22 protein-coding genes, 2 pseudogenes and 1 other annotated feature are annotated in these 21,756 nt (G+C 42.9%); of the genes and pseudogenes, 21 read left to right on the forward strand and 3 right to left on the reverse strand.

Translation table 11 applies throughout. From position 1 onward, the window contains the following. Positions 1–85: 85 nt before the first annotated feature. From JOC54_RS00185 to JOC54_RS00200, 4 genes and pseudogenes are all read left to right on the forward strand, one after another. The gene (locus tag JOC54_RS00185; RefSeq protein ID WP_204463527.1) at positions 86–481 is read left to right on the forward strand and encodes an NUDIX hydrolase; all 396 of its coding nucleotides are present in this window, start codon (positions 86–88) and stop codon (positions 479–481) included. Positions 482–514: 33 nt separating this feature from the next. Then, the gene (locus tag JOC54_RS00190; RefSeq protein ID WP_204463528.1) at positions 515–1,249 is read left to right on the forward strand and encodes a class I SAM-dependent methyltransferase; all 735 of its coding nucleotides are present in this window, start codon (positions 515–517) and stop codon (positions 1,247–1,249) included. Positions 1,250–1,307: 58 nt separating this feature from the next. Beyond that, positions 1,308–1,553: a hypothetical protein gene (locus tag JOC54_RS00195; RefSeq protein WP_204463529.1), complete on the forward strand. Its 246-nt coding sequence runs from the start codon at positions 1,308–1,310 to the stop codon at positions 1,551–1,553. A 67-nt stretch (positions 1,554–1,620) separates the two neighbouring features. After that, a pseudogene (locus tag JOC54_RS00200) lies at positions 1,621–1,797 on the forward strand (helix-hairpin-helix domain-containing protein); the annotation flags it as partial. On the opposite strand, the gene JOC54_RS00205 reads toward JOC54_RS00200, so the two are convergent. Beyond that, a complete protein-coding gene (locus JOC54_RS00205) occupies positions 1,790–2,461 on the reverse strand; it encodes a YdcF family protein (protein ID WP_204463530.1) in 672 nt (223 codons plus the stop codon). The pseudogene JOC54_RS00200 and the gene JOC54_RS00205 sit on opposite strands and share 8 nt — an antisense overlap. Before the next feature lie 189 nt (positions 2,462–2,650). On the opposite strand from JOC54_RS00205, the gene JOC54_RS00210 reads away from it, so the two are divergent. The 7 genes and pseudogenes from JOC54_RS00210 to JOC54_RS00240 all read left to right on the forward strand — a co-directional run bounded on the left by JOC54_RS00210 (position 2,651) and on the right by JOC54_RS00240 (position 8,509). After that, positions 2,651–3,229: a hypothetical protein gene (locus JOC54_RS00210; protein WP_204463531.1), complete on the forward strand. Its 579-nt coding sequence runs from the start codon at positions 2,651–2,653 to the stop codon at positions 3,227–3,229. A 246-nt stretch (positions 3,230–3,475) separates the two neighbouring features. Further along, on the forward strand, positions 3,476–4,309 hold the full coding sequence (locus tag JOC54_RS00215) for a class I SAM-dependent methyltransferase (protein ID WP_204463532.1): 834 nt from the start codon (positions 3,476–3,478) through the stop codon (positions 4,307–4,309). A gap of 76 nt (positions 4,310–4,385) precedes the next feature. Further along, positions 4,386–5,264: a helix-turn-helix transcriptional regulator gene (locus JOC54_RS00220; RefSeq protein WP_204463533.1), complete on the forward strand. Its 879-nt coding sequence runs from the start codon at positions 4,386–4,388 to the stop codon at positions 5,262–5,264. Between the two features lie 52 nt (positions 5,265–5,316). Next, positions 5,317–6,270 (forward strand): ATP-binding cassette domain-containing protein, encoded by a 954-nt coding sequence (locus JOC54_RS00225; RefSeq protein ID WP_204463534.1) that lies wholly within the window; start codon positions 5,317–5,319, stop codon positions 6,268–6,270. Then, a pseudogene (locus JOC54_RS00230) lies at positions 6,263–7,080 on the forward strand (ABC transporter permease). The gene JOC54_RS00225 and the pseudogene JOC54_RS00230 overlap by 8 nt, the downstream one beginning before the upstream one ends. Positions 7,081–7,338: 258 nt before the next feature. After that, positions 7,339–7,926 carry a DUF6434 domain-containing protein gene (locus tag JOC54_RS00235; protein WP_204463535.1) on the forward strand — a complete coding sequence of 196 codons (588 nt, stop codon included), beginning with the start codon at positions 7,339–7,341 and terminating at the stop codon, positions 7,924–7,926. Continuing rightward, positions 7,904–8,509, forward strand: a complete 606-nt coding sequence (locus JOC54_RS00240) for an FMN-binding negative transcriptional regulator (protein ID WP_204463536.1) — start codon at positions 7,904–7,906, stop codon at positions 8,507–8,509. The genes JOC54_RS00235 and JOC54_RS00240 overlap by 23 nt, the downstream gene beginning before the upstream one ends. Positions 8,510–8,644: 135 nt before the next feature. On the opposite strand, the gene JOC54_RS00245 is transcribed toward JOC54_RS00240, so the two are convergent. After that, entirely contained in the window at positions 8,645–9,895 is a 1,251-nt protein-coding gene (locus tag JOC54_RS00245; RefSeq protein ID WP_204463537.1) for a hemolysin family protein, read from the reverse strand. Positions 9,896–10,209: 314 nt separating this feature from the next. Here JOC54_RS00245 and JOC54_RS00250 point away from each other — a divergent pair, with 314 nt between their 5' ends. Next, positions 10,210–10,707 carry a DinB family protein gene (locus JOC54_RS00250; RefSeq protein ID WP_204463538.1) on the forward strand — a complete coding sequence of 166 codons (498 nt, stop codon included), beginning with the start codon at positions 10,210–10,212 and terminating at the stop codon, positions 10,705–10,707. Between the two features lie 55 nt (positions 10,708–10,762). After that, positions 10,763–11,008: a binding site (T-box leader), on the forward strand. Positions 11,009–11,053: 45 nt separating this feature from the next. Further along, positions 11,054–12,043: a tryptophan--tRNA ligase gene (locus JOC54_RS00255; protein ID WP_204463539.1), complete on the forward strand. Its 990-nt coding sequence runs from the start codon at positions 11,054–11,056 to the stop codon at positions 12,041–12,043. A 38-nt stretch (positions 12,044–12,081) separates the two neighbouring features. Here JOC54_RS00255 and JOC54_RS00260 read toward each other — a convergent pair whose 3' ends face one another. Further along, positions 12,082–12,405: a cupin domain-containing protein gene (locus JOC54_RS00260; RefSeq protein ID WP_204463540.1), complete on the reverse strand. Its 324-nt coding sequence runs from the start codon at positions 12,403–12,405 to the stop codon at positions 12,082–12,084. A 150-nt stretch (positions 12,406–12,555) separates the two neighbouring features. Here JOC54_RS00260 and JOC54_RS00265 point away from each other — a divergent pair, with 150 nt between their 5' ends. From JOC54_RS00265 to JOC54_RS00300, 8 genes are all read left to right on the forward strand, one after another. Beyond that, positions 12,556–12,747, forward strand: coding sequence for a hypothetical protein (locus tag JOC54_RS00265; RefSeq protein WP_035417177.1), 192 nt, complete (start codon positions 12,556–12,558; stop codon positions 12,745–12,747). A 26-nt stretch (positions 12,748–12,773) separates the two neighbouring features. After that, positions 12,774–13,358, forward strand: a complete 585-nt coding sequence (locus tag JOC54_RS00270; RefSeq protein WP_035417179.1) for a histidine phosphatase family protein — start codon at positions 12,774–12,776, stop codon at positions 13,356–13,358. A gap of 93 nt (positions 13,359–13,451) precedes the next feature. Further along, positions 13,452–14,300 carry a helix-turn-helix domain-containing protein gene (locus tag JOC54_RS00275; protein WP_367617757.1) on the forward strand — a complete coding sequence of 283 codons (849 nt, stop codon included), beginning with the start codon at positions 13,452–13,454 and terminating at the stop codon, positions 14,298–14,300. An 83-nt stretch (positions 14,301–14,383) separates the two neighbouring features. Continuing rightward, positions 14,384–15,553, forward strand: coding sequence for a Gfo/Idh/MocA family protein (locus JOC54_RS00280; protein WP_204463542.1), 1,170 nt, complete (start codon positions 14,384–14,386; stop codon positions 15,551–15,553). 5 nt (positions 15,554–15,558) lie between these two features. Further along, entirely contained in the window at positions 15,559–16,737 is a 1,179-nt protein-coding gene (locus JOC54_RS00285) for a dihydrodipicolinate synthase family protein (protein WP_204463543.1), read from the forward strand. Further along, the gene (locus JOC54_RS00290) at positions 16,730–17,551 is read left to right on the forward strand and encodes a sugar phosphate isomerase/epimerase family protein (RefSeq protein WP_204463544.1); all 822 of its coding nucleotides are present in this window, start codon (positions 16,730–16,732) and stop codon (positions 17,549–17,551) included. Before JOC54_RS00285 ends, JOC54_RS00290 begins: the two co-directional genes overlap by 8 nt. A 24-nt stretch (positions 17,552–17,575) precedes the next feature. Beyond that, positions 17,576–18,751 (forward strand): Gfo/Idh/MocA family protein, encoded by a 1,176-nt coding sequence (locus JOC54_RS00295; RefSeq protein WP_204463545.1) that lies wholly within the window; start codon positions 17,576–17,578, stop codon positions 18,749–18,751. A gap of 176 nt (positions 18,752–18,927) precedes the next feature. Next, positions 18,928–21,732: a rhamnogalacturonan lyase family protein gene (locus tag JOC54_RS00300; RefSeq protein WP_239586514.1), complete on the forward strand. Its 2,805-nt coding sequence runs from the start codon at positions 18,928–18,930 to the stop codon at positions 21,730–21,732. Positions 21,733–21,756: the final 24 nt, after the last annotated feature.

A 21,756-nucleotide genomic window follows, 5' to 3' on the forward strand; every position in this document is an offset into this window, starting at 1 on the left:
TTAGATATTTCCCAATACACAATATGCTAAATTTCTGCAAGATTAGCGTCTTTTTTTTAACCTTCTTGTTTAGGAGTGTTGTCTCATGAATAAATGGACAGGTTCAGCTGGAATTTGCATTAATGAAGAAGGTAAACTATTAATGGTATTACAGGGAGCGCCTGATGAAGAAAAAACGTGGTCGGTTCCGTCAGGTGGAAGAGAAGTGGATGAAACCTATCAAGCTTGCTGTCTGCGAGAGGTTGAGGAAGAGACGGGCTATCAAACTGAAGTAAGCCAATTCATTAAAGTAAAAACAGGTTATTATAACCAACCTCAATTGGCGTATGAGGTCCATTATTTCTTATTAAACAAAATAGCTGGACAGATGAACATTCAAGACCCTGATCAACTTATTTATGAAATTGCTTGGAAGTCGATTGAGGAGATTCGTTCATTAAAAATGGATTTTCCAGAGGACCGTACGTTTTTAATTTTATGATTCAGCATCAAAGAAAGAATGGGAGGGAGAAAGATGAAACATAATTCGTATGACAATCATGCTTTTTTCGAAAAGTATAGCCAAATGGACCGCTCGGTTAAAGGGCTAGCAGGTGCTGGAGAGTGGAGCACGTTAGAACCATTGCTTCCAGCTTTTAAGGGGAAGTCGGTACTTGATCTAGGCTGTGGCTATGGCTGGCACAGCATGTATGCGGCAGAGCATGGTGCGACGAGTGTGATCGGCGTCGATTTATCGACGAAAATGCTTGAGGTAGCCGAAGAGAAGTCCACAGCTTTCAACAATGTGAACTACGTGCAGTCTGGGATTGAGGATTTTGAGATAAAACCGGGGCAGTTTGATGTCATTTTAAGTTCGCTTGCGCTGCATTATGTGCCGTCATTTGACGAGGTTGCCAAAAAAGCAAACGTAGGGCTAAAGGCCAATGGTCAATTTATCTTTTCGGTGGAACATCCTGTTTTTACGGCGGAAGGAAGTCAGGAATGGATTTATGGTCAAGACAATGAAATTGCTCATTTTCCAGTTGATAATTACTATTATGAAGGGGAGCGAAAAGCAACCTTTTTAGGTGAAACCGTGGTCAAGTATCATAAGACATTAACGACTTATTTGGACGGTCTTTTAACAAACGGTTTCCGCATTGAACGAGTCGTTGAACCGATGCCGGCGGAAGGCGTGCGGTCATTACCGGGGATGAAAGATGAAATGAGACGTCCGATGATGTTAATTGTTGTGGCGCGGAAAGAGTAAGGAGAGTACTACGAAACTACTTTTAGCTTCAAGCTTTAATCTTTAAAAGGAGGATTTTATGAAAGTCTTAAAGACAATATGGCCTTGGACTTCGGTTGCCATCATTGTTTTATTCATTGTTCGTTTCTTTAATGATCAAGTTTGGCTGGATGTGGCTTTTAACTTATGCGTTGCATTTACGGTTTCGGTCCTTGCCGTTGAGATGATTGTAGCAAAGCAAAGAGACAAAGGTTGGCTCATTGGGATTATTGGCATTTTCGTCACAATTCTTTTAATTGATGTAGTTGTGATGGTTGTTACCTAGAGTTAGACCATACAAGGGAGCGTGAATGATGAAAGCGAGTTATGGTAAGCACAAAGATGAAGCTGCTTTTCTTGCTTTGCTCTCGGCCCCAGCAAGAAGAGCATTGCTACATGCAGGAATTACGACTGTCGAACGTTTGTCGACCTACACAGAAAAGGACATTCTTCAGCTACATGGAATTGGTCCTGCTTCATTACCAACGTTGCGTACTTGTCTAGAAGAAGAAGGTCTGTCGTTTACGTAATATAAGCTAAATGCGCGTTTTCAAGTCCTTCGATTGGCTGATTTGATGGAGCGATCTGACCTTGATTTCCATAATGAAGGATTCGGAGGTATTCACCAAAGACAAGAGCGCGGTTTTTCTCTGTTTGATGCCAAGTTAATCTTGTAAGCAATGGCTCGTCATCAAAAGCTGTATCAAATGAATAGGGGATGTAGCTCATATTTTTCGGAAGCTGTTTCTGGAGCGTGCGAATTTGTCTGCCGGTGCCGTAACTTTTACAGATAACAAGTAGGCTTTTAATCTTTGTAAAATTGACGATTGTTTTTGCTTCAGAGACGTTTTCAAAGGAGCTTTTTGATTTGGTTTCATACACAATCGCATCTTCTGGTACGCCGTTCTCAATTAGTTTGGACACAATCCATTCTGCTTCACTTCCGGCTACTCCGTTCCAATCACGGTGCGTCATCCTCCAAGAGCTTGTGCCCCCGGTCACAATGATTCTCTTTCCTAGTCCGTGATTATAGGCTTGAAGGGGATGTTGCCAATTGCCGGGGTGAGAGCCACCAAAGACAAATATCGCGTCACAGGGCTCAGGTTTTACATCTTGATAAAATGCCAGCATTGTTAACGCTCGAATTTGCTCAAGAGATAAAGGCGGGACTTGTGGAAATTTTGGAATAGCCATAATAAGGTACCTCCAGTTTTGTTTTATCTGATTATACCAATTTTATAAAATAGAACGAAGGCTAGATTCTAATTTTCTCAATCGTGATTGTAATTTAAACATATCGTGCTCTTCGATGTCGAAAGCACTTAATGTTCAGCATAAGTCTTATTTATGAGAGTCTGACTTTTTTGATAGGGAGCGTGATTTATGCTTTTTGCAGGAAAGAATCTACTTTATGAAGCGTTTCCGCAAGAATTAAAAGCAGACGTTAAAGCTGTTATTAAAAAGAAGATTCGCCCTCGAGACGGGCGTGCAAACAGTTGGTTTTCGGTCCATTATGATGAAGAACAACTACAAATTCCAGAGCGCTTATACATAAAAATGCCTAAAGATAGTAAGGTTGAAGAGTTAAGTGAGCAGCAGGTCATCGTATATGCTTGTTTGTGCTCACGTCATCATGACGGGTTCGTGCGAGAACGCTATGTTATAGAGCTCATTTCTAATAGTGGCAAGTATCCTTGGGTTATCCCGTATATTTTTCGGCTAACCGGGGAGTACGTAATAGAAATTTTAGATACGGTCAAAGAACGGCTGTCTGATTTGGACGAGAGTGCAATGGCTGCATTTGTTAAAGCAAATCCTCAGTTTGTACAAACAACAAAGAGTCAGATCATTAGCTACTGGAACTGTAATTACCGCAGTGACTATCCTCAGTTCGATACGTATGTTGGCGCTCCAATTCTTGCTTATCTTAATAAGGTTGAAAGGCAAACAAAACTCTGTTAAGCTACAACAACAAACAGAAGAAAGCTAGGTGAAGACATTCGGCACCATTGACGTTTTGGCGTTCAGAAATGTGATGGTGACTGGAGCAGGGTAAAACGATTGTTTTGTAGCAAAATAAAAAGTATGGGAACATGCTTCTTTGTTTTGCGCAAAATCGTTGTTTTATTCTGCGGTGCCTATGCTCGTAACCCGTAGAGTAATCACTCTGCGGGTTTTTTGTGTTTGATAAAAGAGGAGGAATGAACAATGAATCAGAAGTTACTAGCAAGCGTAAAGAAACCGGAACCTTTTACACGGTCGGAGAAGATGTTTTGGACCGATCCTCATATTGCAACGCATCTGCTTGAAGCTCATCTCAGTCAGGCGACAGAAGGTGCTAGCCGAAATCAGGCATTTATTGAACGGTCAGTCGCTTTTTTATGTCATGAGGTGTTGACTAACGAAACAAAGGCGATTATTGATTATGGTTGTGGTCCTGGGTTTTACTGTGAAGCCTTTGCAAAGCGTGGCTATCAGGTGACAGGCGTTGATTTTTCAGCTAATTCGATTGCTTACGCTAAGTCTCAGGCTAAAGAGAAACAGCTACCAATAACGTATGAAATTCAAAATTATTTAGAGGAGATGGAGAACAAGAAATATGATTTCGCGACGCTTATCTATTGTGATTACGGTGCGCTCTCCGCTTCTGATAGAAAACAATTTCTCTCTAATTGCTGGCATCGTTTAAAGGAAGGAGGCAGGTTGTTTCTTGATGTGTTTACTGACTTAAAATACGACGCGTTTACGGAGTCTCGGTCTTGGCATCTGCATGAGCAGGGCGGTTTTTGGTCCGAGCGCGAGCACCTTGAACTAGCGCAAAACGTAAAATATTCCGATCTCGTCACGCTTGAGCAGTCGGTTATCGTAACGGAGGATGATGTGGATACGTATTACATTTGGAATCAATTTTTTACGAGAGATAGGTTTGTTAATGAACTTGCAGCCGCTGGATTTAAGTTGATTGCGGTTTATAATAATGCAGCGGGGCAAGCTTTTAATGGAAAAGCAGAGACGATGGCAGTAGTTGTCGAAAAGAAATAGTTAGGTTAGTTTCTAACCCTGACAGTTAAGATGTCAGGGTTATAGATTTAGGATAATAGAGAGTGGGGGTGAAACGATGAGGCTTGATCGCTTACTTGGCATTACTGTTCAGCTGCTGGCTTCAAGAAAACGAGTAACAGCACCAGAATTGGCTCAGCAATTCGAAGTATCCGTACGAACGATCTACCGCGATATAGATGTGCTCGCGCAAGCGGGTATACCGATTGTTGCGCATGCAGGAGTTGAGGGTGGTTTTGAAATAATGGAGCAATTTGCGTTATCAAAACAACTATTCTCTCTTGCTGAGCTCTCCTTTCTTTATCAACTTTTAGAAAAAATGGAGTTTCAACCGTCTCAAGCCGTTCGGGACAAGCTGGCGGCGATTCAACCCCTTGTTACGGAACAAGCTAATAACCAAGTTTTGCTGTCTTTAAGTAGTCATGAACAGGAGCGTTCGTTCATACAATCATGGCTGGACGCATTATCAAAAAAGAAGCTTGTTTCATTTCAGTATTGTGATGCAAAAGGAAATGAATCCGAGCGGACGGTTGAACCGCGAAATGTCTTGTATGAAGCAGGAAGGTGGTATGGCGAGGGATACTGCCGATCTCGAAAAGCAGACCGAGTCTTTCGATTGGCCCGAATGACAGACCTAGTTATTTTGAAAGATTCATTTATTGAAAGAGAGAAGCAACCGGATCAAGCCTTTGTTTCGTTGGAGATGGTCCATTTGCGTTTCTCACTTGAGGTCGAGAAGCGAGTGCGTGAGCAGTTTTTTGAAGGGGTTGAGGCTCATAAAGCATGGATCGATGTGCAGATGCCACTGTATGATGAGCTTTATGCCATTCAACTTTGTTTAAGTTATGGAGCGTCAGCGGAGCTAATTGCCCCGACTCGTTTGCGTCATGTTCTATTGAAAGAGCTTGAGGCAATCAAACATAAGTATGAAGGATGAACAGAGCGCTGACGATAAAGAACGTAAGGGATTGATTAAGGAGTGAGTGACCATGGGTGAATACGCGATTGAGGCGAAGAATTTAGTGAAGTTGTTTGGAAAACAACGCGCAGTTGATGGAATTGATTTAACGGTGCCAAAGGGAATCGTATACGGTTTTTTAGGACCAAACGGTGCAGGAAAAACGACGACCGTTCGGATGCTAGCGACACTGTTAAAGCCTGATGGAGGCTATGCGAAAGTAATGGGTTACGATGTCGCAAAAGAAACAGGCGAGGTGCGAAAACAAATTAGCTTAACGGGTCAATATGCCTCACTTGATGAAGATTTAACCGGGATTGAGAATTTGGTTATGATTGGGCGCTTATTCGGTTATTCCAAGAAGTTAGCAAAAGAGCGGGCGATGGAACTGCTTCAAGCTTTTCGGTTAGAAGACGCTGGCAAGAAGCAGGTGAAGAACTATTCTGGTGGAATGAGACGAAGAATGGATATCGCAGCAAGTATTATTGTCACACCAGAATTGCTGTTTTTAGATGAACCAACTACAGGTCTTGATCCAATGAGTCGAAATGAAGTTTGGGATATTATTCGGGCGCTAGTGAAAGCAGGCACGACCGTTTTGCTGACGACGCAGTATTTAGAAGAAGCCGACCAATTGGCCGATCGGATAGCTGTCATTCATCGAGGCAAAATTATTGCTGAGGCTACGAGCAAAGAGTTAAAGGACTCGGTTGGTGACAGTCGTCTACAAGTAGAGCTCGCGTCTGATCAGGATCGAGAGGAAGCGATTAAGCTGCTGGAAGAACAATTAGCGACAACAATCTATCAGACAGACAATCAGACCTTAACTGCACAAGTAAACCATCCGACACTTGTCGTTGAGGCGCTCGGAAAGTTAACGGCTTCTGGTATTAACATCGTTGATTTTTCACTTGGAAAACCAAGTTTAGACGAAGTCTTCTTGACCTTGACTGGGGAGAAAGTAGAGGAGGAAGATCATGGATAAACAAAGAAACCTAATTGATCAAGCCATTGTCCGTAAAGATCGACCTAAAAGCCCAAACTTTGTCCAAGCGACGTTCACATTTGCTTCACGTGCTTTACTACGGATAAAGCATATTCCTGAGCAAATGTTTGATGTGACCGCATTTCCTGTTATTTTCTTGCTTATGTTTACCTACTTATTCGGCGGCGCGATAGCTGGCTCAACTAGTGAGTACTTGCAGTTTCTGTTGCCTGGAATATTGGTAATGACCGTCGCACAAATTACGATGTACACAGGATTGGATTTAAATAATGACATCCGAAAAGGGATATTTGATCGCTTCCGCACGCTACCAATCTGGTTGCCGCAACACTGGTGGGAGGACTACTTGTTGACGTCATTCGTTACTTACTAGCGATGGGCATTATGATTGGATTAGGACTCATTCTTGGCTTCAGACCCGAGGGAGGCGTTGCTGGGGTTAGTTTAGCGGTTGGGTTAATTCTGTTGTTTGCGTTCAGTCTTTCATGGATTTGGACGGCATTAGGGGTAGTGATGCGTTCAGATAAATCGCTGATGATGGTAAGCATGATGATTTTATTTCCATTAACGTTTGTCAGCAATGTATTCGTTGATCCGAGTACGCTACCAGGCTGGTTGGAATGGTTTGTGGGTGTTAACCCAATTTCAATCCTTGCAAATGCAGTACGGGGACTGATGCATAACACAGCTACTCTTCAAGATATCGGCCTTGTCCTGCTTGTTTCAAGTGCACTAGTAGTTGTTTTTGCACCACTGACTATGTATTTGTTTCGGAATAAGAATAAATAAGATATAGAGGAGGCTGGGACAAAGAGATAGGAGCGTAATGAACAGACGAACGGTCCAATTTAGGCTTAATCGTCTGTTCGTTTTTTATCTAAATCCTATGGGAGAGCACGAGTCTGAAGCCCTTGTCGTGGCGGTATTTGCACGGAAAAGGCTGATGATGCCCGCTGGTAGCGAAGGGTTCTCCTGGAGCGGATTTAGTTAAAGTTCATGTTTAACGTTCTGTCCCAGCTCTTTTTAGTTCAAAAAAAGAGGTGTAATATGCGACCACCACTACATAGAGAGTTGAATATAGAATCATTTAGAGCTTATTATTGGTTAAAAAAAGAACTTCAGCATTTTTGCCGAGAAATCAGTGCAAGTGCAGGGGGTTCTAAGGAAGAGTTAACTGATCGAATTGACTATTATTTGCGAACTGGTGAACTCAAGGAACCAATTAGAAGGGTTCAATTGAAAAATGACCAAAGGAAACCACTAAGTCTTGAGACAATAATCGGGGAAAACCATCGTTGTACGCAGGAGGTACGAGCCTTCTTTACAGCAATCATTCCAACCTTTCATTTTTCGACTCATATCCAGCACTATTTAAAAACGAATCCAACAAAAACCTATAATGATGTCAGGCTTGAGTGGTACGCGGAAAAGGCACGTAAGAAAAATCCATTATACCGTCGAGACATTCCAAAACAGTTTGAATATAATCAATTTATACGAGATTATTTTGCCGACGCTCATAATAAAGGAAAGACTCGAAGTGATGCCATTAAGGCTTGGACTGAACGAAAACAACAACCCGGCAGCAACCAATACCGTAAGGAGGAGTACGATGTACAGTCCGACTCATTTTAAGATGACCGATAAGGAAACGATGATTTCCGTCATAAAGAACCATAGTTTTGCGACGGTAATTTCCCAAGTTGACGGAGTTCCAGAGGCGACCCACCTGCCTTTGCAAATAAACAAAGAGGGGACTTATCTTTATGGTCACTTTGCCAGACCAAACCCCCAGTGGAAATCGATTCGTAATCAAACAGTGCTAGCCATTTTTCATGGACCACACTGCTACATCTCTCCTTCATGGTATGAAACCAATAAAGCGGTGCCCACATGGAATTACGTAACGGTTCACGTACATGGTGAAATGATTCTACTTGACGATGAAACAGACATTCGAGATTCATTAACGAACTTAATTGCGGCATATGAAGCTGAGGACAGCACCTACGATGTTACAGAGCTCGATGCTACTTATCTCAAAAATATGAGTAAAGGCATTCAAGCTTTCAAACTTAAGATTGAACGATTAGAAGGAAAAGCCAAACTTAGTCAAAATCACTCACAAGAGCGGCAGGCACTTGTTCGTTCGCAATTAAAGCAGAGTGCAAACAGCGATGAGCAACAAATTGCCAAGTGGATGGAAAAAACGCACTGACGTAAGGATTTGTGAATCGAATGAGCAAAGCTATTGGAATGATAGGCAGGCTCGTCTAATAATTGCTGAAGTCAGGTATTTACGGAAGCTACTGCATAAAAAAACCTCTGCCCATATCGGACAGAGGCAAATCACTTATAATTCTTCTTGATGAGGCTCTAATTTAACAATACTCATTTTCAAAATCCGTTTACGATCTAAGTCTGTCTCAAGCACAGTGAAACGTAAATTGTCCGTCTCAAAAGATTCTCCTTTTGAAGGTAAGCGACCAAAGTGTTTTAAGACATACCCAGCAAGATTGTTTTCATCTTCTGGAATGTCTGTCCCGAAAACATTGTTCAGTTTGCGAAGGGAGAGTTTACCGTGACAGTCAATTTGCGTATCTGTGATGAAGTCAATTAAACCATCATCTTCATGATCGGTTTCATCTTCAATTTCTTGTCCGATCATCACTTCAATAATGTCCTCGTGGGTAATAATACCCTCAGTCCCGCCATACTCGTCATAAACAATGGCCATGTGTTTTCGTTCTTGCATCATTTTCCTGAAAATCGCCTCTACTGATTGAAATTCAAAAACAATCAGTGGCTGCATATCACTAAAATCGGTTATATGCTTATCTGGCTCTAATGACCATGAAGCTAAATATTTCGAGTGAAAAATTCCAGTAATCGCATCTCGGTCTTCTTTATAAATCGGATAGCGTGTATAACGATTATTAATTACAAAATCCCGAACTGCTTCATAAGGCGTGTCTTCTTGAATGGCTTCAATTTCGATCCGGGGCGTATTAATGACATCCTTCACGTCAAGTTCTCTAAAATCGAGAATTCCTTTAATTCGGTGAGACTCGTCTTTTTCAAACGTTCCTTCACCGCTTGCAATGTCAACAATCGCACGCAACTCTTCTTTTGAATAGGATTCTTCCTTAGGTTGATTCTTAGATAGAATACGAATGATCGAGCCAGTTGCTAGGTTAAGTAAATAGGTAACAGGTTTTAAGATCACCATAATCGTTCGAATGATGGGTGAGACAAGATAAGCAATCTTGTCTGGAAAAGATGCAGCAATTGATTTAGGCAACACTTCAGCAAATACAATGATTGTCACGGTCAGTACAGCTGTTGCTAAAGCGACGCTAATGCCATAATCAATCGCCACCATTGTTACAAGGGTTGGGAGTAAGATATTTGCAATGTTGTTTCCGATTAGAATTGTTGTTATGAATTGATCGGGTCGTGATACAAGCTTTAAGAGTCCCTCGGATTTACGGTCTCCTGCGGCAGCTTTTGTTTGAATCTTCATCTTGTTTGCGGCGGTCAGTGCTGTTTCACTACCCGAAAAGAAGAGCGAGAAAAGCAAACAAGCAATAATGGCAAATAACACTAGATAAGCCTCCTGAATGGATTAATAATGACGGAACTAGGTGATAAAACGTTCAATCAATTTCTATATAGAATAATATAACGGATAATGTAAGGGAACTCAACTTTCGCAAGTAATGATCAAGTAAACATCATGGTTATTTCAGCGCTTTTCAGATGCCTTTTGTTTAAAAAAACCTAAGAGTGGAATTTAAAGAGAATAGGAGAGATTAAATCATTAAGCGAGCAATTGAAGAACATAATTAAGCAGGATAGTTAATGGAATATGTGGAATTGAGAGTGGAGTGGCCCAATCATTTGAGGGAGTGAAGGACGATGGAAAAGTTGGAAAATGTAAGCGCAGAAGAAGTACGGGAACGATTATTACAGGAAGTAGCGCATTTAAGTGAAGAGGAATTAAACAGAAAAAAAGACGAAGAAACGTGGAGCATTGGTCAAATCTGTGAGCATCTAAGCTTAATGGACCAGCGTGTGAGACAAACGATTGTGTACACAATGAATAAAGCTGAGAAAGAATCGGCTTCTGTTAAACCAATTGAAATGGCGCTCGATCGCCAGACAAAGATTGAAGCACCGGAAATTGTCATGCCTGGGAACGGACCATACAATAAAGAAGATTTATTCAAGCAATTAGAAGCAAGTAAACAAGAATTTGATCAAACGCTAGCGGAGATTGATGAGCAAGAATTAACGGAACGGTCATCAAGACACCCTGTCTTTAGTCACTTGTCATTAAAGCAATGGGTCGAGCTCCGTACCTATCATGAGATGAGACATATTGAACAAATTCAAGAAATCAAGCAAGCAAGTTAAAGGGAAGAGTAGCTTGACATTTCTGAATGAATCGTCTAAGATACTGTTAATATTTTGAAAAGCGAAGATGAAGAAGAGTAGGCATGGGAATTGTGGCAGAGAGCTGATGGATGGTGCGAATCAGTACAGGACTTTTGTTGAATGGGCTTCGGAGCTTCTAGACTGAACAGGTTAGTAGGTCTAGCGGGAGGTCTTGCCGTTAAAAAAGACGAAGTATTGAGCTGATGTCTGCTCAGTACGGATAAGTGCGTTTACAATTGTAGACGAATGAAGGTGGCACCACGGGTTACTCGTCCTTTTTTTAGGATGAGTAGCCCTTTTTGTGTTTTTAAAAGGAGGAATTTTTATGAAAAAAACAGTGCTGACAGGCATTAAACCAACGGGTCATATTCATTTAGGGAATTATATTGGCGCCATTAAGCCTGCGCTCGAGCTAGCGCAGGTGGAGTCATACAAACCGATGTATTTTATTGCTGATGCCCATGCCCTAACGAACAAGCATGATGTACATGAACTGAAGCAATTAACGCGTGGAATGATGGCTGCTTGGTTAGCGCTAGGGTTGGACCCCGAGAAAGCGATTGTCTATAAGCAGTCGGACATCCCAGAAATCTTTGAGCTTGCCTGGATTCTAAGTACGCTTACCCCAAAAGGACTGATGAATCGCGCGCACGCCTACAAAGCCATCGTTGATGAAAACGAGCGCGGAAACAAAGAAAAAGATACCAATGTGAACATGGGGCTTTACAATTATCCAGTCCTGATGGCTGCCGACATCTTGCTGTTTCAAACGGACGTTGTGCCTGTTGGAAACGATCAGCTCCAGCATATTGAAATTGCCCGAGATTTGGCCGATCGGTTTAATCATAGCTACGGCAAGACGTTCACTCTACCGACGCACAGCATTCAAGAAACGGCAATTTTACCAGGGCTGGACGGGCGGAAAATGAGCAAAAGCTACAAAAATACGATTCCATTATTTGAAGAGCCGAAGAGCCTACAAAAGCTGATTAACCAAATTAAAACGGACTCGTCTCCGCCTGAAGCACCAAAAGACCCAGAGCAATCAATTGTATTTACGCTATATAAACAATTTGCATCAGCAAAAGCTATAGAGCAAATGCATGAAGCCTATCAAAGCGGAATCAGCTGGGGTGACGCAAAAAAAGAGTTATTCAGTGTCATTAATCAAGTGCTAGAACAACCAAGAGAAACGCATAAAGAGCTGTTGGCTGCACCGGAAAAAATTGATCGCATCGTAGCCGAAGGAGCGGAAAAGGCAAGAGCGCTCAGTGCGCCGTTTTTGCAAGAAGTAAAGGAACGAATGGGAATGTAGAGGTGAGGCAGCGTAGAAAGCTGCCTTTTCATAATTGTTTAAGCGCCGTTAATGTCGGTATCTTTTTTCTCAAAGCATAGGTTGACCGTTCTTCCATTAGAACGAGTTCGGTGATAGGTGAACGCTGGTACTGTGTAAATCTCACCTGGTCCTAAATGAATCTGCTTCTCTTCAGGCAAATCAATAATTAACTCGCCTTCAAGTACCATAAACAATTCGTCTGCTTCATGATGATGCCAATGAAATTCCCCATCAATGACAGCAACTCTTACCACATGATCGTTTACGTTAGAGAGCACCATGTTTTTGTATTCCTTTACATTTGCTACTGTCTGCAGGATATTGATTTTCTCATTGTTCATATAAGATCAGTCCTTTAATTCGTTTTATTTGATAAATGGATTAACTAATCTTTCTACAAAACGAGGTACATTCCTTTAGCTTGTAATCATTACCAGCAATTAATCGAATGTGATATAATTAGAAAAATCATTTAATTAGGAGTGTTCCTATTGGAAACTGCTTTTTGGCCAATCGTTTTTATTATCCTTTTTCTGATCGGTGATTTTCTTTGGATTGATCAGGACAGTAAGAGGTGGAACTGGTTAAGAAATCGATCAAAGACAACAAAGGCTGTATTCTTTTCCTGTTCACTTGGTGTTGTGTTGATGTTTTATCTTGTTCTTACTTTTCCCCTTGGTTAAACCGTTAAAAAGGGAAGGTGTGTTTTATGAAATTTGTCTTCGTTCGCCACGCTGAAGGTGAGCATACCATGCGACTTCCTCACTCGCTATTGCTACAAGATCCTTCTTTAACGAAGAGAGGGAGGGCTCAGGCAGGAGGTATTAAGCACGAATTAAACGTAGTGAAAGAAGAGACAATTTTGATTAGCCCAACGAGGAGGACGTTACAGACGGCGGTCATTCTTGCAGATTCTCTAGCGTGCAACCTAGTTGTACATCCAGCCTTAGGTCCACGAATGTTTCCTTTAAAACAAGGAAAACAGACACTGCCGTGTGATCAAATATTGGAGAGATCGATTATAAAAAGAGATTTTCCAACCGTTCACATTGCAGAAGTAGAAAATAAACGTAGCTGGAGTGAAGGAATTAATACAATCTCGCAAGCTCAGTTTGATGCCCAAGCTAAGGCATTTTTGGAATGGTGTGAGGAATGGGCTAAGCACCGTGTGATTTTGGTCTCTCATGACGGAACAATAACCGCATATCGCCAGTTTATGTGTCAGGAACAACTGTCGCGCGAAGATTTTTTAACGGATGCAGGGTGGATTGAAGTAACGTGGAAAAGTGGGTAGAAAATTGAATTCAAAACCAGCATCTTTCTGTTTGTCAGCACAGTAAGATGTTTTTTTGTGCTAGAAAGAATGTCTGAAAAAAAATCCATTGAGGTGAGAAGCTTGAGGCATGAGCTGTTGCATACAAAAGATGGTATTCATTTATACGAGAATAAGCACCGTGCAAAAAACCGGATTAAGAGTCATTTTCACGAAACCCATCAATTGCTCTATGTCCTTGAGGGTGAGGGTGATTGCATACTAGATGGCAGATCGTATGCGTTACAGGAAGATCGATTTATTGTCATTCGGCCAAGAACCACACATTCCATTCACGCGAGTTCAAAGATGACCATACTTGTGCTCCAGTTTGATGAACTTCATTTGACAGATGATTATCGTGATGAATTAGTTGCTCCGGTATTTAAGCACTCTGAGGTGTTGCAGCTTAACGCGTTTAAGGGTAGTGAGATTAGGCAGTTATTACGGAAAATGTTATATGAACAGTTGCATGATCAGGAGATTCAATCTGCGATAGGGTTGAAACTATTTCTTGGACAGATTTTGCTTGCATTAGTGCGGATGAAACAACAAAGCAGTATACAAGATGCAAACGATCGCCGGGCGGCTGAACTAAAGCGCTACATCGAAAGCCACTACTATCAACTCACTCACGCTGAAGATCTTGCAGCAAAAATGGGAATTAGTTCTCGTTACATGCAGCAAATTTTTAAAGATAGCTATCAACTAACCCCCATGCAATATTTGACCGAGATTCGACTAAATCGAGTGAAACATTTATTAGTCGAGACGCAATTAGACATTGTATCGATCTGTTTTGAAGTTGGCTTTGAATCTGTATCGACATTTTATCGTGTATTTAAGAACCGAGTAGGGGTTAGTCCACTTGTTTACCAGAAAACACAATTAGATGAAGCGAAGGAAAACGATCTCTTAAATTGAGAATGGTTCGCCTAGAGTGGTAAGAATAATGCGGTTCACTTCCTATATGCTAAAAGGAAATCAGTCAATAGGAGTGATATCAAGTGACCACGAAAAAAATTGGAGTAATAATGAACGGTGTAACAGGCAGAATGGGGACGAACCAACATTTAATTCGCTCAATTGTTGCTATACGCGATCAAGGTGGGATCGCACTAAATAATGGAGATGTCTTAATGCCAGACCCAATTCTTGTGGGACGCAATGAAAACAAGCTAGAAAACTTAGCAGCACAGTACGGGATTAGTCGAGTTGAGACGGACTTAGATCGAGCGTTAGCTGATAAGGAGAACAGCATTTACTTTGATTCGCAAACAACGAACCGCCGCGCCGCAGATATCAAAAAAGCGATTGCAGCTGGAAAGCATATTTACTGTGAGAAACCGACGGCTACTAGTTTAGCAGGCTCACTTGAACTGGCACGATTGGCTGAGGAGGAAGGTGTAAAGAACGGGGTTGTTCAAGATAAACTGTTTTTACCAGGTTTATTAAAATTAAAGCGCTTACTTGATAGCGGCTATTTTGGCGAAGTTTTAGCTGTTAAACTTGATTTTGGTTATTGGGTGTTTGAAGGCGATTGGCAGAAGGGTCAGCGGCCGAGCTGGAATTACCGTGAAGAAGATGGGGGTGGAATAATCGTTGATATGTTTGCTCACTGGCGGTATGTAATTGACAATCTTTTTGGAAAAATAAAAGCGCTCTCTTGCCTTGGGGCAACGCATATTCCCACGCGAATTGACGAAGATGGCAAGCCTTACAAAGCTACGGCGGATGATGCTGCCTATGCCATCTTTGAGTTGGAAAATGGTATTGTCGTTCAAGCTAATTCGTCATGGGCAACGCGGGTGAACCGTGATGATTTGTTAACGATTCACGTTGATGGGAAGCTTGGTAGTGCTGTTGCGGGGTTACGCGATTGCAAAGTCCAGCACCGTGTGCAAACACCCCGTCCTACTTGGAATCCCGATATAGCGAATGAATTTTCATTTAAAGATCAGTGGGATGACATGCCGGAAAATGAAGTCTATGAGAATGGCTTTAAAGCCCAGTGGGAGTTATTTTTAAAACATGTTGCATGTGACGAGCCGTTTCCTTGGAACTTGCTAGAGGGTGCAAAAGGAACACAACTTTCGGATCTCGGGCTTCAAGCGTGGCGAGAGCGTAGGTGGGTTGATGTTCCAAACCTTGCTGCTGTCGCGGAAAAGATGGTGTAAGCCAAATGAAAATAACCCTTCCTAATGAAAATCGTCAGTTGGTTTCTTACACGTTAAAGCAACAAGAGCGGGTATTTTCAAGCACAAACCATTTTCACTCGCGAAGGGCTTATTCGGCAGCGCACGTTGTAGCTGATCCCTTATCCGTTGCCCAGCCTGTTTTAGGGGGCGAAGTTGACTGGGAAGCAACTTTAGCCTATCGCCGCTCCCTCTGGCAATTGGGTTTTGGCGTCGCCGAGGCAATGGATACGGCTCAGCGGGGCATGGGATTGTCATGGGAACATGCAAAAGAGCTAATTGCTCGATCTGCGAGAGAGGCAAGAGCTTGTGGCGGTTTGATCGCTTCTGGAGCGGGAACGGACCAGCTTGATCAAGCAAAAGACCATTCAGTTGATGCGATTATCGCTGCCTATGAACAACAAGTTGACTATGTCGAGTCACATGGAAGTAAAGTCATTCTTATGGCTAGTCGGGCGCTGGCGAGGACGGCGCAATCACCAGAAATGTACAAAGCTGTGTACGGGCGGTTGCTCCGGCAAGTGAAAGAACCGGTCATTCTCCATTGGCTCGGGGAAATGTTCGATCCGACCTTAACGGGTTATTGGGGAAGTGCAGATGTTGAGCGCGCGATGGATGCATGCTTAGAAATCATTCATCTTTATGCGGATAAAATAGATGGAATTAAAATTTCGCTACTTGATAAAGACAGGGAGGTGACGATGCGTAATCGTCTTCCACAGAGTGTGCGGATGTATACGGGTGATGATTTTCATTATCCAGACTTAATAAAAGGGGATAGCGACCGGTACAGTGACGCCTTATTAGGGATTTTTGATGCGATCGCACCTGCAGCAGCAAGTGCTTTTCAAGCATTGGACACTAACGATACGCATGCCTATGAAGCTATCTTAGCGCCTACCGTTCCGCTTGCTCGCCATATTTTTGAAGCGCCGACGTATGCATACAAAACAGGTATTGTTTTTATGGCCTATTTAAATGGGTTTCAAGACCACTTCCGCATGATTGCTGGGGCAGAGGGAGCGAGGTCTGTGATACATCTAGCAAAACTATTTATATTGGCTGATGACGCGGGCCTGCTTACGAAGCCTGAGCAAGCAGTGCAGCGCATGGACAATGTACTGCAAGGGGCAGGAATTAGCCAAGAGGTGCTTTCTTATGAATAATCAAGCGACGATGCAGCGATTCAGTTTAAATCAGATTACAACAGAACAATGGGGTCTAGCGGAAGCGATTGAAGGCTCCGTTCGTCAGGAAGTAGCGTGGATGTCCGTCTGGCGTCATAAACTGCATGAATATGGTTTAAAAGAAGCGAAAAGACATCTCAGCGATGCAGGGCTTTCGCTATCAAGCTTATGCCGTGGTGGCATGTTCTCAGCAGGCACAAAGGAAGAACGAGTTCGTCGGATAGAGGATAATAAACGGGCAATTGTTGAAGCGGCTGAGCTTGGTACGGATGTGCTTGTTCTCGTATGTGGACCCGGTGCAACTAACGACTTGAATGAGGCTCGAAGCCATGTAGAAGAAGGAATTGAGGCGATCGTCCCCTACGCCAAAGACCATGGGCTTAAATTAGGAATCGAGCCGCTACATCCGATGTATGCTGCCGATCGTTCGGTTATTAACACGCTCGAACAGGCAAATGATTTAGCTGAGAAAATTGGTAAAGATCACGTTGGCGTTGTTGTCGATGCGTTTCATGTCTGGTGGGACCCATATCTTGAAAAGCAGATACAGCGAGCAACGGGAAATATTCTAGGGTTTCACGTGTCAGATTGGAAAGTGCCAATTGTTGATATGTTTAAAGGGCGCTCTTTAATGGGGGACGGTGTAATTGAGTTAAAAAAGATGAGGAAACGGGTAGAAGCTGCCGGTTATAAGGGACCGATTGAAGTGGAAATTATGAACCAGCTCCTGTGGGATATGAATGGGAACGAGGCATTGGCTCAGGTAATAGATCGTTACCATTCTTACGTATAGTTGGAGAGAGGGAGGCGAACGAACGTGGCAAACAACGTCAGCATTCTTATGGTAGGAATCAATGGCTACGGAGATGTATACCTGCAGGCGTTATTGAAACGTACGGATGTGAATCTTGCTGGAGTTGTGGAAATAGCGCCTGAACGAAGTCGGTTTTTCTCCAAACTTCAAGCAGAGCGAATTCCCATTTATTCTACGCTCTCAGCTTTTTATGAAGAACAACAAGCAGATTTAGCGATTGTATGCACACCAATCCATCTTCATACCATGCACGTCGTGGAAGCGTTAAAACATAATAGCTGTGTATTATGTGAAAAACCGCTGACCGGGGACAGTGCAGATTTCTCTGTTCTTGATAAAGCTGTGGACGATTCGGGTAATTGGGTTGCTGTTGGGTTTAATTGGTCATTTAGCGAGACGATGCAGGCCGTTAAACGTGACCGGATGCGAGGTGTCTTTGGAAAAGCAAAGCAGTTGCGCACACTGGTCGCATGGCCTAGAAACGACGGTTATTTTAATCGTTCCAATTGGGCGGGAAAGCGCTATGCACCTGAAGGAAAAGCTGTATTCGATAGCATTGCCAATAACGCAGCCGCTCATTTTCTTCATAATATGCTTTATGTTCTAGGCAACGAAATCGACTCTTGTGCTGCTATTGAGCATGTGGATGCCGATTTGTACAAAGCGAATAACATCGAGACATTTGATACGTGTGCCATCCGGGTAAAAACTACAGCAGAAACGAACCTATTCTTTTATGCTTCTCATGCTACAGACGAGGAGGTTGGACCGTTATTTGACTATGAATTTGAACATGCGACGGTCACGTATGCATGTCAAAACGATACAGGAAAAGTGATTGCTTCTTTTCGTGATGGTACTAAAAAAGAGTACGGAACGCTTGATGTGAATCAAAAGGAGGCGCTTGCCAAATTGGATTGGTGTATTGAATCTATACAGAACAATCAAGTCGCTGTGCCATGTAGTCACGAGACTGCGAAAGCTCACGTTCAATTGATTGAACGTTTTCGTGAATGGCCGGTAAAGCTTTTTGATGACAACCGTCTATTCCGTTTGAATGACCAGGTCATTGTAAAAGGACTGCGGGAACAACTAGTCGAATGCTACGATGGCTCAGCTCATTTAGGGGAAGAATTCGCTCCTTTAGTGCAAGTAGAAAAGAAAGCTAAAAGACAGTGAGCAACGCTCACTGTCTTTTGTTATTTCTCCAATGTTTCTGAAAGTGGGAAAGGACAGCCGATTTTAATAAGACCTGAGCAGAAGGCAATTGTATGCTAAGAGGTAAGAGAGAAAAAATTGGTAGAGAAAGGAGACTGGGTTTAGCTCTCATTACTGTGGAAATGGAGGGTAAAAGTATGATGGCAATGATTCGCAATGTCTCACTCACATTACTGATCGTAGGAATGAGTTTTCCGCTTTTTACAAGTAGCGCAGTTTCAAAAGACGACTTCCTTGTGACGATCCCCCACTCCAGTCAATCAGAAGTCTTGCTCCAATGGAATGACTTAGTTGATGCAGATACTTATCGTGTCTACTGGGCCGATAAAGATACAGCAGACATGGAATTTGAACAAATTGCCGAGACAGGAGACACGTCGTACACTTTCGCGGGTTCCACCCATAAACCGCATTATTTTAAAGTACTTCCAGTCAAGGGTGGAGAAGAAGGACACCCTTCCGCTGTTGTCTCTTCACCAGTTAAAAAAGTGTTTGATGTTCAACTGGAGAAACTTGACCGTGGCTTAGTTGCTGCGGATACTGGCGAAGGAATTTTTCTAAGCTGGCGATTGTTTAAAGAAGAAGCAACAGGTTACTCAGAAGACGGTCTAACAGGTGCGGATTTCGAGCTTTACCGCGATGGGGAACTCGTGCAAACAATTACAGACAGCACAAATTATTTCGACGCTGATGGGACGACTCATTCTACTTATTTTGTAAGCGCTATCAATAATGGTGAATCAAAAGTGAGCGATGAGGTAGATCCTTGGAATGAAAGCTATTATGAACTACCGCTTCAGAAGCCAGAAGACGGTGTAACACCGGCTGGTGAGGTCTATACGTACCACGCAAATGATATGAGCATCGCTGACTTAAACGGCGATGGCCACTATGAATTTATCGTGAAGTGGGAACCTTCTAATTCGAAAGATGTGTCGCAAAAAGGATACACCGGTCATACGTATATCGATTCCTACACATTAGAAGGACAGCTGCTTTATCGAGTTGACCTTGGGAAGAATATCCGGTCCGGCGCACATTACACGCAAATGCTTGTCTATGATTTTGATGGTGATGGCAAAGCGGAACTGATGATGAAAACGGCGCCGGGGTCGAAAATACTGAAATTTGATGAAAGCGGTGAAGTGATTTCAGAGGAATACATTACCATGCCACAAGAAGATCAAGAAAATGGATTTTCACATGCGGACGATTACCGAATGAGTGCGACTGATTATTACGAACACATGGTTAAACGATTTATGACTTGGCATGAACATGAGGAAGTGCTCGCTGGAAATTGGCCAAAAACAATTGAAGAAGCATTCGATATCGAGCATTTGTATGAGTATCCATTAAACAAGCAAGACGCCGAGGCACTTACCGACTATTTTATGGATCAATACGCTCCAGAAAGAAGCGGTAATAACAAGCTGCGGGAATTTGAGGGGTTTATCGTTGATGGTCCTGAGTATCTAACAGTCTTTGCGGGAGAAACGGGCTCGGAATTGCAAACGATTCATTATAAACCTGGTCGTGAAGATGATGGTTTAATGTGGGGCGACTACGCAATGAACCGTATTGAACCGGGAAATCGGGTTGATCGATTTTTAGCTGGGGTCGCATACTTGAATGGGGAAACACCCTCTGCGGTTTTTGCACGGGGCTATTATACGAGAACGACACTGGTTGCGTACGACTGGAATGGTAAAAACATTGTAGAGAATTGGTTAGTCGATAGTGGTTGGACGCCGATGTCCAATCCGTTTAACGATAGTCCTCACGGTGTTGACGGAACGGATGAAGAATTCGGAACGATTACAACGCAGGGTGCCCACTCCCTTAGCGTGGCTGATGTAGATGGAGATGGGAAACAAGAAATTGTTTATGGTGGAGCTACGATTGACGACGATGGCTCACTTCTATACAGCTCCTTTGCCAAGATGCCGCCAGAGAGTGCAATACCAGGTGAAATGGCCCGACTTGGCCATGGAGATGCCCTTCATGTTGCCGACATTAATCCGGACCGACCAGGTTTGGAATCTTTTATGGTGTTTGAAGGAGGTAGATATGCGCCTTATGGCTATGCGCTCAGGGACGCTCGTTATGGAAACGTCTTATATGGCGCTTACAGTGGCACCGATACAGGTCGCGGAATGATTGGAGACGTGGTACCTGAACAAAGAGGATTGGAAACGTGGGCAATCGGACTTCAATCAGCGCAAGGAGAGAATCTTAGTGCTACGCAGCCAGGGACGAACATGTCGATTAGATGGTCCCCTGATATGACCACACAAATTGTCAATGGGGCGATTGATGTCACACCAACGATCGATGATTGGCGTCACGGTCGTTTACTGACGGCAGAAGGAACGAGGACGAATAATCATACAAAAGGCAATCCAGCACTTGTTGCCGATGTGTTCGGCGATTGGCGCGAGGAGTTACTCGTGCGGACCGAAGATAGTTCCGCAATACGAATCTATATGAACACGGAAGTGACGGACAGAAAGCTTTACACACTTATGCACGACATTCAATACCGAACAGGGATTGCCGGTCAGAACGTGACGTACAATCAACCTGCCTACCCAAGCTTTTATTTTGCCTCGGATATTGACTGGGCGTATGTGCCCTTATTAACTCATGAGGAGGTTTCCTCTTTTGATGAATTGAAAGCGATTACGCATTCGTTGATAAAAGCTGAAGACATACGTGGTCCGCTGGTAAAGCGACTACAAAATAGCCTGCGGCAGGCAGAAAATCACTTCACAGCAAAGCGATACTCTCAAGCTATTCATTTTCTAACAAAGTATGAACAACAAGTAAACCGACCGGCACATGACCGTCATGTCGGAGCAGGTGTACGAAAGCAGCTAACTCCGCTCATTGCTGATGTAATGACAGAATGGGAAGATTTGAAGGCGTTGTCGGAAGAATAAAGGGTCTATTTATTTTAAGGGAGG

The organism is Shouchella xiaoxiensis, from assembly GCF_016907895.1.
Classification (GTDB): Bacteria; Bacillota; Bacilli; order Bacillales; family Bacillaceae_D; genus Shouchella; species Shouchella xiaoxiensis.